This is a genomic window from Shewanella sp. SM74 (genome assembly GCF_025653725.1).
In the GTDB taxonomy this organism is placed as follows: Bacteria; Pseudomonadota; Gammaproteobacteria; order Enterobacterales; family Shewanellaceae; genus Shewanella; species Shewanella oncorhynchi.
In genome coordinates, this window is sequence record NZ_JAKKRZ010000027.1 from 1 (window position 1) to 17,456 (window position 17,456).

Genomic DNA, 17,456 nt, shown 5'->3' on the forward strand with positions numbered 1-17,456 from the left:
AATCTGTGTGAACACTCAACAAACATTAAGTTAGTCGTATAGGTAAGGAGGTGATCCAGCCCCAGGTTCCCCTAGGGCTACCTTGTTACGACTTCACCCCAGTCATGAACCACAAAGTGGTGAGCGCCCCCCCGAAGGTTAAGCTACCCACTTCTTTTGCAGCCCACTCCCATGGTGTGACGGGCGGTGTGTACAAGGCCCGGGAACGTATTCACCGTGGCATTCTGATCCACGATTACTAGCGATTCCGACTTCATGGAGTCGAGTTGCAGACTCCAATCCGGACTACGACGAGCTTTGTGAGATTAGCTCCACCTCGCGGCTTTGCAACCCTCTGTACTCGCCATTGTAGCACGTGTGTAGCCCTACTCGTAAGGGCCATGATGACTTGACGTCGTCCCCACCTTCCTCCGGTTTATCACCGGCAGTCTCCCTAGAGTTCCCACCATTACGTGCTGGCAAATAAGGATAGGGGTTGCGCTCGTTGCGGGACTTAACCCAACATTTCACAACACGAGCTGACGACAGCCATGCAGCACCTGTCTCASRGTTCCCGAAGGCACTAAGCTATCTCTAGCGAATTCYSTGGATGTCAAGAGTAGGTAAGGTTCTTCGCGTTGCATCGAATTAAACCACATGCTCCACCGCTTGTGCGGGCCCCCGTCAATTCATTTGAGTTTTAACCTTGCGGCCGTACTCCCCAGGCGGTCTACTTAATGCGTTAGCTTGAGAGCCCAGTGTTCAAGACACCAAACTCCGAGTAGACATCGTTTACGGCGTGGACTACCAGGGTATCTAATCCTGTTTGCTCCCCACGCTTTCGTGCATGAGCGTCAGTCTTTGTCCAGGGGGCCGCCTTCGCCACCGGTATTCCTCCAGATCTCTACGCATTTCACCGCTACACCTGGAATTCTACCCCCCTCTACAAGACTCTAGTTCGCCAGTTCGAAATGCTATTCCTAGGTTGAGCCCAGGGCTTTCACATCTCGCTTAACAAACCGCCTGCGCACGCTTTACGCCCAGTAATTCCGATTAACGCTCGGACCCTCCGTATTACCGCGGCTGCTGGCACGGAGTTAGCCGGTCCTTCTTCTGTAGGTAACGTCACAGATATARCGTATTAARYTACACCCTTTCCTCCCTACTGAAAGTGCTTTACAACCCGAAGGCCTTCTTCACACACGCGGCATGGCTGCATCAGGGTTTCCCCCATTGTGCAATATTCCCCACTGCTGCCTCCCGTAGGAGTCTGGGCCGTGTCTCAGTCCCAGTGTGGCTGATCATCCTCTCAGAACAGCTAGGGATCGTCGCCTTGGTGAGCCATTACCTCACCAACTAGCTAATCCCACCTAGGTTCATCCAATCGCGGAAGGCCCGAAGGTCCCCTCCTTTCCCCCGTAGGGCGTATGCGGTATTAGCAGTCGTTTCCAACTGTTATCCCCCTCGACTGGGCAGATCCCTAGGCATTACTCACCCGTCCGCCGCTCGCCACCTCAGCTAAGAAGCATCGCGTTTCAACTCATACATTACTGTATGTACATATTACTATGAACACTCAGTCACGCTTCTCGTTGAGGAGAATGACTTGAAAACATTGATTTAAATTTTTGACTGCCAACCCGAAGATTAAGCAGTTTCGATTAACTCAACACCTGTGAGTGTCCACACAGATTTCTTGTTTTATCTTGTTAAAGAGCAACTCAATATTCGTAAGGGAACTTGAGTACCACACTGAGCGCCGAACGCTTCCAGTTGGCTAGGGCTGCGTATTCTACGCATTTCCCGTTTCGCGTCAAGGAGTTTTTGCAAACTTTCTCAACACTCATCAATCAGTAAACTCATCGATGAACTGTCACATCAGCATGCTTTCGCTGTCTGCCGTGTCAGTGGATGCGCATTATAGGCAGCAGAGAATTTTGTGCAACCCCTATTTTAAGGAAATTTGCAGTTAATTCTAATTATCTAATCTAGCCACACCATACCCACCACTTACCCCCAAAGTTATCCACAATTCAGTCAAGGCTTCGCCTCTGTTTCGCATTATGTAAAGCCAAAGCCATCAGATGATTTGTTGGTAGTTATGAAAATAGAAGACTTTCGTCTTTTAAAAAGAAGGTTAAACGGGGCTAAGTGCGAGATTGACCGACGGATCGGCTTAATTGGATTTTTAATGACGACAACGCGTGACCATTAGTAAGTAGCGAGTTTGTGATGTAAGAACTGAAGGCATGACTATGATAGGGTTCATTGGTGCATATATGCATATAGATGTAGAAATAAAACAAACCCACAAAAAAGCCAGCTTACGCTGGCTTTTTACATCAAGTTACCTTAACGGCAATCGATTACACGGCAGTCTGGAAGATCACTTCCGATGCTTTTTTTGTGTAAGACTCGATTTGATCGAAATTCAAGTAACGGTATGTGTCAGCTGCAGTTGCATCTAACTCTTTAGCGTATTCTTGATATTCTTCAGGTGACGGCAGACGACCTAACAGTGCAGCAACCGCAGCCAGTTCAGCAGAGGCTAAGTAAACGTTAGCACCTGTACCTAAACGGTTAGGGAAGTTACGGGTAGAAGTCGATACCACAGTTGAACCTTCAGCTACACGTGCTTGGTTACCCATACACAGTGAACAACCTGGGATCTCGATGCGCGCGCCTACACGACCAAAAATCGCGTAGTAGCCTTCTTCAGTCAGCTGATCTCTATCCATCTTAGTCGGTGGTGCAATCCACAGACGTGTTGGCAGGGTTTTAGCAAACTTGTCTAGCATCTTACCGGTTGCGCGGAAGTGACCGATGTTGGTCATACAAGAACCTACGAACACTTCGTCAATCTTAGTTTGCGCAACAGATGACAGTAAAACGGCATCATCAGGATCGTTTGGCGCACACAGGATTGGCTCTTTGATGTCATTTAAGTCGATTTCGATTACTGCAGCGTACTCAGCATCTTTATCAGCACTCATCAGCTCAGGATTGGCTAACCACTCTTGCATGCCTTTGATACGACGTTCAATCGTACGACGATCGCCATAACCTTCAGCGATCATCCACTTGAGCATGATGATGTTTGAGTTCAGGTATTCAATGATAGGTTCTTTGTCTAACTTGATGGTACAACCGGCAGCAGAGCGCTCAGCTGAAGCATCAGACAGTTCGAAAGCTTGTTCAACTTTCAGTGATTCTAAGCCTTCGATTTCCAGTACGCGACCAGAGAAGATGTTTACTTTACCTTTCTTCTCAACGGTCAGCATGCCCAGTTCAATGGCTTTTAATGGGATAGCATGAACCAGATCACGCAGTGTGATACCCGGTTGCATTTTGCCCTTGAAGCGCACTAATACGGATTCAGGCATGTCGAGTGGCATAACGCCAGTCGCAGCAGCAAACGCTACTAAGCCAGAACCCGCTGGGAATGAAATACCAATTGGGAAACGCGTATGTGAGTCACCACCCGTACCAACTGTATCTGGTAGCAGCATACGGTTTAACCATGAGTGGATAACACCATCACCTGGACGCAGTGATACACCGCCGCGGTTCATGATGAAATCTGGCAGAGTATGATGTGTGTTCACATCAACTGGCTTTGGATAAGCCGCAGTGTGACAGAATGACTGCATAGTCAAATCAGCACTGAAACCTAAACAAGCTAAATCTTTCAGCTCATCACGGGTCATAGGACCTGTCGTGTCTTGTGAACCAACAGACGTCATCTTAGGTTCGCAGTATTGACCAGGACGCACACCCGCTACGCCACAGGCTTTACCGACCATCTTCTGCGCAAGTGTATAACCTTTACCGGTATCAGCGACATCTTGAGAACGCACAAAGACGTCAGATAACCCTAAGCCTAATACGTCACGGGCTTTGTCAGTTAAACCACGACCGATGATCAATGGAATACGACCACCAGCACGAACTTCGTCTAACAAGACTTCCGTTTTTAAGCTGAATTCTGAAATCACTTCGTCGCTATCGTGACGCTTAACCACACCGGCGTATGGGTAGATGTCAATCACATCGCCCATTTCCATCTTGTTTACGTCAAGCTCGATTGGCAGTGCGCCCGCATCTTCCATAGTGTTGAAGAAAATCGGTGCAATTTTACCGCCAAGGCAGAAACCGCCAGCGCGCTTGTTAGGTACGAATGGAATATCATCGCCCATAAACCACAGTACTGAGTTAGTCGCAGATTTACGTGATGAACCCGTACCCACAACGTCACCCACATATACTAATGGATGACCTTGTGCTTTTAATGCTTCGATTTTTTTCACTGGGCCAACGGCGCCAGCAACATCAGGCTCGATACCATCACGGGCGTTTTTCAGCATAGCTAACGCGTGCAATGGGATATCAGGACGTGACCATGCATCTGGTGCAGGTGACAAGTCATCGGTGTTGGTTTCACCAGAAACTTTAAATACTGTCAGAGTGACTTTGTCGGCCAGTTTTGGACGGCTTAAATACCAATCTGCATTCGCCCACGCTTCAACCACTTGCTTAGCAAACTCATTGCCCGCTTCCATCTTCTCAACCACATCGTGGAAAGAATCAAACATCAGCAGAGTGTGAGATAGCGCTTTAACGGCTAAAGGTGCTAACGCTGGATTATCCAGCTGCGCGATCAGAGGTTCGATGTTGTAGCCGCCTTGCATTGTGCCTAATAACTCAGTAGCACGCTCAGCAGACAGAATCGGTGATTTTTCAGTGCCTTTGGCAACCGCATCTAAAAAAGCAGCTTTAACATAAGCAGCTTCATCAACACCTGGGGGAATTCGATTTTCAAGCAGGTCGAGAACGAAAGCCTCTTCACCTGCGGGTGGATTTTGAACTAACTTAACCAGTTCAGCCACTTGATGTGCATCTAATGGCTTAGGGACTACGCCCTCTGCAGCACGTTCTGCGACGTGTTTACGATATGCTTCTAGCACGGCAACATTCCTCTTTGTTTGGCGCTCTAACAACGAAACTGCACGTCTTCTTAATTGAAGCTGACAGTCCGACATGATCGACCCGTATTTCCGGCCTGCAGTATACTACAGCTTTGCAAAAGTATGAATCAGGTCACACTCGGCAAAAAGCGAAATAAGGACTAAATCCGGCGGCGAATGCCAACTTACGGGAAGATTAAAACAAGTGAAATTAGACAATAGTTTGAAAACAGACAAAAAACCATACACTACAAATAGTTAACAATGTTTCATTAATTTTAAATCGAACAAGCAATTTTCCGCGCCCCAGAGCAAATAGGTATAAATTTTTCTCATCTTGCTGCATTTTGGCTTTTAAGATGCAGTGCGAGAACTTACACTCAGGCTTAATTTACTGCATATCTCAGTTATTTCCTTAGTCCATCGGAGTACCAATGACATCCCTTAGCATTCAAGCCGTTATTTTTGATATGGATGGCGTTTTAATCGATTCAGAACCCCTATGGCAGCGAGTCGAGTATGAAGTGTTATCCGCACTCGGCGTGCCAGTGACGATAGAGACGATTCAACAAACCACGGGCTTACGCATCGATCAATGCGTCGATTATTGGTACCACAAGGCACCTTGGCCACACTATGATAATGCCAAGGTCAGCCAAACGATTGTTGATAAAGTTGCAAATGAAATTCTGGTTAGCGGCGAAGCTATGCTGGGCGTCCACGAAGCGATTGATCACTGCCAAGCGCTTGGCCTTAAAATCGGCTTAGCGACTTCATCCCCAAATACCATTATCCAAGCAGTATTAACGAAGTTAGATCTCAGTGAAAAGTTTATGGCGATAGAATCGGCTGAACACCTAATCTATGGCAAACCCCACCCAGAAGTTTATTTGAATTGCGCTAAGGCGTTAGATGTTGATCCCCGTTGTTGTCTTGCCATCGAAGATTCCTTTAACGGCTTAATTGCCGCCAGAGCAGCCAACATGCAAACGGTCGCGATCCCTGCGCCAGAACAAAGAGGCGATGCTAAGTGGATTATCGCCCATCATCAGGCCGAGAGTTTGTTGGCATTAACAACAATTTTGGCAAAATAACGTCACAACACACCGAGTTTCTGCAGGGCGGATAAGCTTAGTCTTTGCCCTACGGATAAATGACAGAATGGTGTATGCACCAGAAGGAATTCAATGTGAAGTACCTATCCTTAATACTGCCCATGGGTTTAATACTTATATCCACCTGTTTACCCGCTAGTGCAGGTGAGACCATGCACTGTAAACAACAAGTGATCAATACGGGCGATACTTTAACGACTGTGCAGGATAAATGCGGCTCGCCCAGTGATATTCGAGAATACAGTTTGCCCGCGACTTATCTCAACGCTAACGGAGACAGGGTGATCGATCCCAGCAAGTTGCCGACTGAGTATCAAGAATGGACCTATGACTTTGGACCAACACGCTTAATGCGCCGCCTGTATGCCACTGATAATAAAGTCACAAAAATTGAATCCTTAGGTTACGGACATTAATCGGCAGAATCCTAGATTATGGTCATCAATGAAAAAGCCAGACATTGTCTGGCTTTTTATTTCAATCTACTGAATATATTACCAAATTTTCACACGTTCATCTGGTGTTAAATACATTTTATCGCCTTCTTTCATATCGAAGGCCTTATAGAAGGCTTCCACGTTACGTGGCGTACCCATGGCACGATAATGGCTTGGTGAATGCGGATCTGTCAGCAAACGACGGCTCAGCTCTTCATCACGGTAATTACGGCGCCATACTTGCGACCAACCCACAAAGAAGCGTTGCTCACCCGTTAAACCATCGAGCACAGGTGCAGGTTTGCCGTTAAGGCTCATCAAATACGAACGTGCCGCTACGGTTAAACCACCTAAGTCGCCGATGTTTTCCCCTAAGGTCAAATCACCATTAACAAACTTGCCGGGCATTGCCTCATAACCTGAGTATTGGGCAGACAACTGCTTACCGCGCTTTTGGAACTCTTCTCTGTCTTTATCTGACCACCAATCACGCAGGTTGCCATCACCATCGTATTTAGCGCCTTGGTCATCAAAACCATGGCTAATTTCATGGCCGATCACGGCACCTATACCACCGTAGTTAACGGCATCATCGGCATCCATATTAAAGAATGGCGGTTGCAGAATCGCAGCAGGGAACACAATTTCGTTTTTCACTGGACTGTAATAAGCATTCACCGTTTGTGGTGTCATGCCCCATTCCGTACGATCAATTGGCTTGCCTAGCTTGTTAATCATGTCTTGATATTCAAACTGAGCGTAACGCATGTAGTTACCGACTAACTCGTCAGCCTTAATATCTAAACCTGAGTAATCTTTCCATTTATCTGGATAGCCAATTTTGTAGGTAAATTTAGCCAGTTTTTCTTGGGCGGCGACTTTGGTTTCTGGCGTCATCCACTCAAGTTCATTAATGCTGACTTCAAAACCTTTGATCAAGTTTTTGATCATAGTTTCCATGCGCGCTTTAGCTTCTGGCTTGAAGTATTGCTTAACATACTCTTCACCCACTAACTCACCAATCACTTGGTCAGCACCATCAACTGCTTTTTTCCAGCGTGGCTGCTGCTCTTCGATACCCATTAAGGTTTTGCTCTTAAAGGCGAAGTTCAAATCAACAAAGTTTTTACTCAGTAACTCGGCGTAGCTATCCACTAAGTGGAACGCAAGATAATCCTGCCAAGCCGATACAGGGAATGTCTCGAAACTGGCGCCGAGTTTTTCAAAATAAGAGGGCTGACGCACGATCACTTCAGTCACTTTATCGCCTAAGCCCGCACTCGCAGCAAAGGCATTAAAATCGAATTGACCGGTTAACTTTTGCAGTTCAGCACGATCTAACTTGTTGTATGCCTTGTTGGCATCACGGGATTCAACTCGGCTCCACTGACTTTTGGCGATCATCATTTCGATGTCAGCGACGTTTTTAGCCGCACGTTTAGCGTCCTTGTAACCCGCTTCAGTCAGTATATCTGTCACATACTTGGCCATGGCTTGGCGATTAGCGGCAAACTTAGGGTCATCTTTAAGGTAATAATCACGATCCGGTAGCGTGAGGCCTGACTGGCTTAAATACACCGCATACTGGGTTGAGTTTTTAGCGTCATTATTGACGTAAAAACCAAAAGGAATACCAGAACCCGTCGTCAGTAATTTGCCCATAACAGCGGGTAAGTCAGCGTGCGTTTTTGCGCCAGCGATATCGGCCAGCAATGGCTTAAGCGGAGTAACACCTAAGGTTTCAAGCAAATCGGTATTCATAAAGCTAGCATTGAAATCACCGATTTTCTGCTCATTCGAGCCTGCGGCAGGATTCTTTTTAGCGGCCGCTTCGTCGATAATTTTCTTCAATGCATCTTGGCTTTGGTCGTACAACACAGAAAACGCGCCATAATTAGATTTGTCAGCAGGAATAGGCGTATTTGCCAACCATTTTCCATTAACGCTGTAATAGAAATCATCTTGATGGCGAACTGAGGCATCAAAGTTTTGCAATTCAATGCCAGACACCGCGACGGCTTCAGTTTTAGGCTCAGTACTACAAGCCGCTAAACCTAAACTCAAGGCGATACTCAGTGCCAGTGTGCTTATCTTCTTCATTGTTTTCCCCAGCTTCCGTTGAGAGTTATTATTTTTCCCGCAAAACCTTAGCATCTTGACACGCCTCACAGTAGTAAGATTTTGTAAAAGGATATGACACTTTAGCGACACTCTTAGCTATTTCGGCAAGATAACTTCCATGGGATAACGCTTATAGGTTTTCCATCGACCAAAAAATAAGGGCACAACCTCAGTCATGCCCTTAAGTTCTTTACACAAATCTCAAACTAGAAGTTTTTACCCACAAATAAATAGAAGGACTTATCGCCAAGATCTGTGATCCCAAAACCAAGTGCCGCGGGTCCCATGGAAGTATCTGTACCGATATAAAGACTCGATGCATAAATCAGATCGGTCAGGGTGACGTCAGTACGCTCGTCCCAGACATTCCCCGCCTCTAAGCTCCAACCTAGGTATAGAGGATAATCTGTCATACCTAGCGCATCACGCCCGAGATCATATTGATAAATAAAGGCCCCAAACACTTTATGTGCGCCCATAATGGAGTCTTTATGGTAACCAGACAGGTTTAAGAATCCTCCCAGCTCGGATAAATGCAGCGTATTGACACCATCATTATTGTTGGTAGCAATCGATGCCTTACCAACAAAAGCGTGGTTACCGACACTCAAGGCACCTTTCCAGTCGGCCTCTATTTGCACGCTAAATTGGTTTTGATTATCGTCGATACTGTCATTGAAATCTTCATTACGCACGTAGACGTTTAAGGTTACGCGATTACCTGATGTTGGAAAGCTAATGCTATCTAAGCTATCGTAACCGAACCTAAAGTAAGCACCATAGGAACTAAAATCTAAGTCCTGCGTTAACCAAACATCATTGACTATCGACCCCTTCTCTGCGACTAAGCCTAACTCAATCATCCCTTGTAAGGTGTAGTTATAACCTATGCCTAATTCAATCGTATGGGTTTTCTTGTCGAAGGTTAAGATACGACTGTTATTATCGTATAAGTCCCAATCACGGGTATCGTATTGATAGCGGGCACGGCTAAAGAACTGTTGGTCCCTGTCTAAAGGCTGATAGAACTCAGTTGCAAACAACTTTTCAATGCCGAGTTTGACCTCATTACGCCACTCGCCACCATTAAAGGTCAAATCGGTCATGGTATAAGCCATGTCAAAACTGATGGCAGATTCTGAATTAAAGTCATCCTCCCAATTAAAGCCCAGTTGGAAATAATTCGGCCCCCAAGACTTAGCCTTAGTGGTGACTGTGAGTATGCGGCCATCCTCACCTTCTACAAATTCAGCATCGACACGCTCAAATTTATTGAGGGAGTAAATACGCTTTAACGCCTCATTAAGCTCGTCTTTAGATACAGCTTGCCCAGGTTTAATATCCAAGGTTTCCGTCAAGAGATTCAAACTCACCTTAGATTGGTTTTCAAATACGATTTCATTAATGGGATGACGTACATCCGCCATTAATAATTTACCTTTGGCTTTTTTAGCCTCGACGTAGGCAGCATATTCCTCAGGGCTCACGCTCATACTGCTCAACTTATAAAGCTGACCATTAGCGGCTTCTTTTCCAAGGGTTAATGCCAGCGGCATAATAGTGAAATCAGTGGTGCTGAGGGCGTCAATCGCGGGTCGGATCAATACATCTTTATCTGTCAGTAATTGTTTTTGTTTTTCAGTGCTGGCATTGGTCAAAAAATTAGAGAGCTGATCGAGCACTGCGATAGTACTGTCTAATTTATCTTTTTTGACCAGAGGCGAGCCAATATCGACGGCGATAATAATATCGGCTCCCATGGCCTTAACCACATCGACGGGCATGTTATTAGCAATACCACCATCGACCAATAACTTGCCTTCAATTTGTGCGGGCTGAAGTGCACCAGGTACAGTTGCAGACGCTTGCATGGCTTTAACCATACTGCCGTGACTAATCACCACAGGTAAGCTAGTTTCTAAGTCGGTTGCAACCGCTCGGTAGGGAATGGCTAAATCATCAAAATGACCAAATTGCTGTACCAGATCTGTCGACTGACGTAAAAGTTGTGACATAGTCTGTCCACGTAGCAGACCACTTGGCGCCCTCACTTGGCCTTCGTTATAGCCAATGTTTAATGGAATATTGTAACGGTCGCGTAACTGTTTATCCCTGTAACTCAAAATATTGCGCGGTATGGTGTCCGAGTAGCCACTGTCCCAGTTGACCCCCATCATGATAGTTTCCACTTCACTCGCACTGTAACCCAGTGAATACATGCCAGCGACATAGGCGCCTATACTGGTGCCCGCGATATAATCGACTGGGATGTTATGTTCTTCTAATATTTTAAGCACGCCCACGTGGGCGGCGCCTTTAGCACCACCACCACTGAGTACGACACCAATTTTAAGGCGCTCTGCAGCCAAAGACGGGGTAACACACAAACACAAAATAATAGAAGCGAGTAGTTGGCGCATCATGTGAGGCTACTTTTTATGGGATAAAAATCCGAGTTATATTAACAAACTTATCGATTTAACCGTCAGTCATATTTTATCTGGACCGACTAGTGATAAGTTTGTGTACTCTTTATACAAAAAGATGAAGTTTAATTGAATAAACCGCTAAACAAAATATCCATCACCACTGAAGACGATAACGTTTACATCTCAAGCTCACTGGCTTATATCGTGCAGACGATTACCCATCAGCGATACAAATATTAAGTATTCGCGAGCCAATAATAGACTATGTTTCTAGCTTAATGATCAATAGAGACGATTTTGTTATCTGTCTCTAAATAGCGCTCAAAATCATCAACGCACATAGGTTTAGCAAAATAATACCCTTGAATAATATAACAGCCACGGCTAAAGACTTGCTCTAACTGCTCAACCGTCTCAATCCCTTCAGCAACCACATTTAATTTAAGGTTACGGGCTAATTCAATAATACTACTCACAATCGCCTGATCTGCGGTATTAGTGGCGATATCAATCAAAAAGGAGCGATCAATTTTTAGAGTATTGACCTCAAAATTACGCAAATAAGCCAGTGAAGAATACCCAGTACCAAAGTCATCGATGGCAACCTCGATCCCCAAAGATTTCAATCGAGTCAGATGGTCTTTAGCGACATGCAACTCCTTCATCAATACGCCTTCGGTGATTTCTAATCCTAAAGATGCTGTTGGCATTTGGGTTTCTTGTAAAATTCTTTGGATATCTTCAATAAAATCTGGCTGCCTAAAATGCACCGCCGAAATATTAACCGACAACTTAAAGCCCGAGCCATAGCGGTTAGTCCAATTGGCGCCCTGCACACAGGCTTGTCTTAATACCCAGCGGTCAATATCAACAATTAAACCGCAGGCCTCAGCAACTTTAATGAAAATATCGGGGCGAATAAATCCGTCTTGCGGATGTTTCCAGCGAATTAATGCCTCCATTCCTATGAGCCTATCATTACGCAAAATATCAATTTGCGGCTGGTAATAAAGCTCGAACTCTTGCCGCTCTATAGCTTTGCGTAAATCGGCTTCAAGCCGTAAATGATAGAGGGCTTGAGCATTACGCTCCGAGGAATAATATTGAAAATTGCCTCGCCCTTCTTCTTTGGCATGGTACATAGCAAGATCGGCATTCTTGATAAAAGCCTCAGGCTGCACCGCATCGTCGGGCCAAATACTGATGCCTATACTGGTCGAAATATAAAATTCCCGACCATACAACTTAAAAGGCGCGACAATTTGCTCCAACAGGCGCTCGGCGACATGGTTAATATCGTCAATGCTGTTTGCATTGCGGAGTAAAATCACAAATTCATCGCCACCAAAACGACAGAGTAAATGCTCGCTGGAAATACAAGATTGCAGTCGACTTGATGCTTCGACCAGCAGTGCATCGCCCATGCTATGACCATAGGAATCATTAACATGCTTAAATCTATCGAGATCTAAAAACAGTAACGCCAGTTTCTCACCTGTTTGTTGCGCAGCTTGAATCGACTGTAATAGACGGCTAGAAAATAAGGAGCGATTTGGCAAACCAGTAAGCACATCGTAATTAGCCAAACGGCGTAAATCGGCTTCAGTACGTTTACGCTCCGTGATATCCGAGAATACCACCACATAGTGGGTTACTTTCCCGTTAATACTTTGCATCACCGACACGTTTAGCCACACAGGACAGAGTTGCTGATTGGAACGGATTAACTCCCGCTCTCCAGTCCAAGACTGACTATCACGGAGAAGTTGCTTAATCTCCGATGCTAACCCGTCATTCATCTGTACGAATTGTGCAAATGGTTGCCCGACTAAGTCGTCAGAATCTATACCAATAATTTGTTGCGCAGCGTAATTAGCAACGCGAATACCGCCTTCGACATCTAAAATCAACACACCTTCAGAGGTATTGCCAAACGCTTTCGCCAATAAATTAATTTCATCTTCTAGCTGGCGTTGCACAGTAATATCGCTATAAATACCCGCGACCCGTTCAATTTCATTTGAGTGCTTATTGCGAGCAACTGGCCGCCCTCTAACCCTCAGCCATCCCCAATTACCGTCCTTACGCTGATAGCGATATTCGGCCTCGAATCGGTCAATCTCACCCGCCATCATGTTATCCCACTGAGCGAGAGCTTTCTCCCTATCCTGCGGATGCACAGGCAAATCCTCTAAGCTCACCACAATCTCATTGGCATGCGTACCAAGAACCGAACCGCGATTATCAAGGTGAAATGCCTGAGTATTTTTATGCCACTCCCAGAGATCTGAGTCACTGCCGCGCAAAGACTGCCTTAACCTGTCCTCACTTTCCGTTAATGCCAGATTCATCTGCTTAAATGTATTGATCTGTCGTTGTCGATACCAAGCAAGACTTAAAGCAATAATAGAAAATAACAGCAGCAAAATACCTTTAAAACCTTGGGATAACCACCAATGCTGCTCAACATAAAAAGGGTAAGAGAACGGCTTATCTGACCATATCCCATTAACTTGACTCAAAATATCTAGCACATAGCCACCCGCAGCTAATCCTGCGAGGTTGATCTGAGATTCCCCCTGCAACAAGACATAATGGCTATCTTCATCCTGATAACGTAATCGGTATTTAAATTGGATTGGCGAATCATCGAGATAATCTAAGTTAGTGATTTGAAAACTCACCATATTCGCATCGGGTTTGATGGTCATCAGGTTACGCGGCAACAAGGATACTTCTGTCGTGTTGTTATAGTACACAGAGACAGATTCAAGCATCACATGGTCATCGGTTATACGATTGACCAGCCTATTGACATCGAGTCGCATCACACCTTCAGGTGTTCCTAAGTAAAAGCCTGTTTTTGGCGAATAAAAATAAGCGCCCTCGTTCATTTCATCGGAAATCAAACCATCGAGTTGATTAAACATGGCGATATTGCCCGTTTGAATATCCTGACGAATCAAAGAATCAGCACAACCCACAAGATTTGACTTAGGGGTCTTTTGAATAAAAAACACTGAACTACAATTTAATTGCCATTCGGAAGTCAGTGAAACTAACGATTCCGTCTGCTGCTGATATTCAAACAAACCTTTTTCATAGGAACCAAACCAGATAATTCCCGGGGACATTTCTTCAATATGGCTAATCGTTGGTTGTGCCGCAAAAGCATTAAATAAGTGCCGTTGATCATGAAACTCGTTTTGACTGTCTATGTAACCAAAGACTTTTTTACCGCCAACCCAAAGACGACCGTCAGAGCTGCGATAAATAGTGCGGATCACAGGCCGCTTGGGGCCATCAAATTCGTTCGATGACTTATCAATATCAAATGGCTGGGGCTCATAGAGTCCCATTTCCCAAAAATAGAGTCCCGTGGTAGTCGCAATCCAGACGCGTCCTTTCAGTTTGGGATCCCGATAAGTTTTATATATGAGCTTATTTTTAAAGTCATCCTGACCGTGAGTCCATTTAGAAAAACTGCTTCCTTGCAAGGTCTCTTTATCAATAACAAAAAGACCACTGGTTGTTGAGATCAGTAAATAATGGTCCTCAAACTCACTAATATCATAAATACTTTCGTGGGGATTAAACCCCTCAATCGGAATGTTAACCGCTTTTTTACTGCCCTTAGCAACAAAATCTACACTGGAAGAACCGAGCCAAACCCCTTCATCACTGGCATGTACAGACCAGGTCATGGCATCGCTCAGCTGATAGGGTTCATCTGCCGCATAAGTATCAAGAATGAAATCAGGCGGTGACGCTAACAATGCCAATCCATCACCAGAGCCTCCAACCCACATCAAGCCTGCATCATCAAACAACATGGCTTTCAGCGTTTCCATGTTGGCCTCAGCCTTCAACTCTTGCTGATAATTCTCAATCAACCGCGTCTCAGGCGACCATTTTAACAAGCCAATACGACTGGCAAACCACAAATACCCTTTAGCATCTTCAATGATCGCTGTGCTCCAATCGGGTAATTCTGGCACAGGTGTAATTTGATGAGCGATTTGATCTAATTGATAAACACCACGCCCTGTCGCAATCCAGATCCTATGTTGAGTATCCTCCAACATATCGAGAATACTGCCCATAGATTCGGTCCAAGGGTATTGAAATAGCCGTTCGCCCTTGTTGTCGAGGAGCTCTAGTTGCAACTGCCCCGCAACCAACATGTGTCCATTGGGCATAAGCAATAACTTGCGCCAAGGAAGGTCGCGATTAACAGCTAATTGAGTGATAAGGCGAAGTTCTGACTTTGAAGGGGAAAACTCATAGATCTGACCATTATCAATTAATAATCGCCATGTTTTGCTATTCTTGCGGGCTGCCGATATCAGCGCACCACCTGGAAACTGCGGGAATAGATAGGGAGAACCAAACGCGGTAAATTGATTTTGTACTATATCGTAAAGGTAAATCGCGGCATTGGTACTGACCAATAACTTGTCTCGGTCGATGTTCACCACTGTCGTTAAAAAGTCATCCGCAAGCCGTGATTCCGTGCCAATTTTATCAATGCGCCGCACCTTAGAATTACTGACCCGATACAAGCCCTGCTCAGTAGCTGCCCATACAAAACCGTAGTCATCTAAGGCTAAACCTCGGATGCTGGTGACAGCTAAACCGTCTCTATCGGTAAAAACACGCTGCACGAAGCCGCCCGCCCAAGCCGAATGGACGCTAATCAGTGAAAGGATGAAACATGTCAGAATTGTTCTAATTATTTTTGTTTGCATGTGACAACTTACCGCATACCATAGTTGTACTGTAGCAGCTCAATCCCTTCAATTCATCCGCTTGTTTACATAAAAGTTACAAAAAAATACAGGCAATAAAAAAGCGCTCAAGTGAGCGCTTTTTTAATCGACAGCTAAATTACTTTTTCTTTGCCTTTGGGTTTGGCAAATCAGTAATAGAACCTTCGTACATTTCAGCCGCTAAGCCTACTGATTCGTGCAGTGTTGGGTGAGCGTGAATGGTTAATGCTAAATCTTCAGCATCACAACCCATTTCAATCGCTAGACCGATTTCGCCCAACAACTCGCCGCCGTTAACACCCACAATAGCACCACCGATCACGCGGTGAGTATCTTTGTCGAAAATCAGCTTAGTCATACCTTCAGAGCAATCTGATGCAATCGCACGGCCACTTGCAGCCCATGGGAAAGTCGCAGTTTCATAAGCAATACCTTGCTCTTTCGCTTCTTTCTCAGTCAAACCTACCCAGGCCACTTCAGGGTCTGTGTAAGCGATTGATGGGATGACTTTTGGATCGAAGTAATGCTTCATGCCCGCGATCACTTCGGCCGCTACGTGGCCTTCGTGCACGCCTTTGTGAGCCAACATTGGTTGACCAACGATGTCACCGATTGCGTAGATGTGCGGTACGTTAGTACGTAATTGCTTGTCTACGTTGATGAAACCACGCTCATCAATCTTAACACCGGCTTTGTCGGCGTCGATCAGCTTACCATTTGGCGTACGGCCGATGGCGACTAATACCGCATCGTAACGTACTGGTTCAGCTGGCGCGCTCTTACCTTCCATAGAAACATAGATACCGTCTTCACGGGCTTCAACCGCTGTGACTTTAGTTTCGAGGATCAGGTTGAATTTCTTCTTGATTTGCTTAGTGAATACGCGAACCACATCTTTATCAGCCGCAGGGATCACTTGGTCGAACATTTCAACCACGTCGATTTCACTGCCTAAAGATGAATACACAGTACCCATTTCTAAACCGATAATACCGCCGCCCATCACTAACAACTTGCCAGGAACTTCTTTCAGTTCTAATGCGTCGGTCGAATCCCAAATACGTGGATCTTCATGGGGAATAAATGGCAGTTTGATTGGGCGAGAACCGGCAGCGATGATCGCTTGCTCGAACTGAACGACAGTCACAGTGCCGTCTTCAGCAGTGACTTCCAGTGTGTTAGGGCCAGTGAATTTACCGAAACCGTTAACCACGTTCACTTTACGCATCTTGGACATACCGCCCAAGCCGCCAGTCAATTGGCTGATCACTTTTTCTTTAAAGCCACGTAACTTATCTAAATCGATAGTTGGCTCACCGAACACCACACCATGGGCGGCAACAGCTTTGGCTTCTTCGATAACTTTAGCGACGTGTAACAGTGCTTTAGATGGGATACAACCCACGTTCAGACACACACCACCTAAAGTGCTAAAACGTTCAACGATAACGGTTTGTAGACCTAAGTCCGCCGCACGGAAAGCCGCAGAATAACCTGCTGGGCCTGCTCCTAATACCACTACCTGAGTTTTGATTTCGTTACTCATGTTTTCCTCTAATTCTCATTCAATCCGTTGGAGGAGACCAATCCTACCAACCGAAAATGCGCTAGCGCGTAAGGTGGGCGCATTTTAACCTGTGTT

The 17,456-nt window shown here is 45.5% G+C and carries 7 protein-coding genes and 1 rRNA gene; 2 read left to right on the forward strand and 6 right to left on the reverse strand.

The window, feature by feature from the left end:
- Positions 1–43: 43 nt before the first annotated feature.
- A 16S ribosomal RNA gene (locus L5M49_RS20280) occupies positions 44–1,544 on the reverse strand.
- Between the two features lie 801 nt (positions 1,545–2,345).
- Positions 2,346–4,943 (reverse strand): bifunctional aconitate hydratase 2/2-methylisocitrate dehydratase, encoded by a 2,598-nt coding sequence (gene acnB, locus L5M49_RS20285; RefSeq protein ID WP_173247838.1) that lies wholly within the window; start codon positions 4,941–4,943, stop codon positions 2,346–2,348.
- A gap of 434 nt (positions 4,944–5,377) precedes the next feature.
- Here acnB and hxpB point away from each other — a divergent pair, with 434 nt between their 5' ends.
- Together hxpB and L5M49_RS20295 are read left to right on the forward strand one after the other, a co-directional pair.
- Positions 5,378–6,037 (forward strand): hexitol phosphatase HxpB, encoded by a 660-nt coding sequence (gene hxpB, locus L5M49_RS20290; protein WP_173247840.1) that lies wholly within the window; start codon positions 5,378–5,380, stop codon positions 6,035–6,037.
- A 173-nt stretch (positions 6,038–6,210) separates the two neighbouring features.
- On the forward strand, positions 6,211–6,474 hold the full coding sequence (locus L5M49_RS20295; protein ID WP_263266732.1) for a DUF2845 domain-containing protein: 264 nt from the start codon (positions 6,211–6,213) through the stop codon (positions 6,472–6,474).
- Between the two features lie 78 nt (positions 6,475–6,552).
- On the opposite strand, the gene L5M49_RS20300 is transcribed toward L5M49_RS20295, so the two are convergent.
- From L5M49_RS20300 to lpdA, 4 genes are all read right to left on the reverse strand, one after another.
- Entirely contained in the window at positions 6,553–8,595 is a 2,043-nt protein-coding gene (locus L5M49_RS20300; protein ID WP_263266733.1) for a M13 family metallopeptidase, read from the reverse strand.
- A 227-nt stretch (positions 8,596–8,822) separates the two neighbouring features.
- Positions 8,823–11,039 carry a patatin-like phospholipase family protein gene (locus L5M49_RS20305; protein ID WP_263142910.1) on the reverse strand — a complete coding sequence of 739 codons (2,217 nt, stop codon included), beginning with the start codon at positions 11,037–11,039 and terminating at the stop codon, positions 8,823–8,825.
- Between the two features lie 281 nt (positions 11,040–11,320).
- Complete coding sequence (locus L5M49_RS20310; protein ID WP_263266734.1) at positions 11,321–15,793, reverse strand: EAL domain-containing protein; 4,473 nt, start codon at positions 15,791–15,793, stop codon at positions 11,321–11,323.
- A gap of 139 nt (positions 15,794–15,932) precedes the next feature.
- Positions 15,933–17,360: a dihydrolipoyl dehydrogenase gene (gene lpdA / locus L5M49_RS20315; protein ID WP_198781247.1), complete on the reverse strand. Its 1,428-nt coding sequence runs from the start codon at positions 17,358–17,360 to the stop codon at positions 15,933–15,935.
- Positions 17,361–17,456 lie beyond the last annotated feature (96 nt).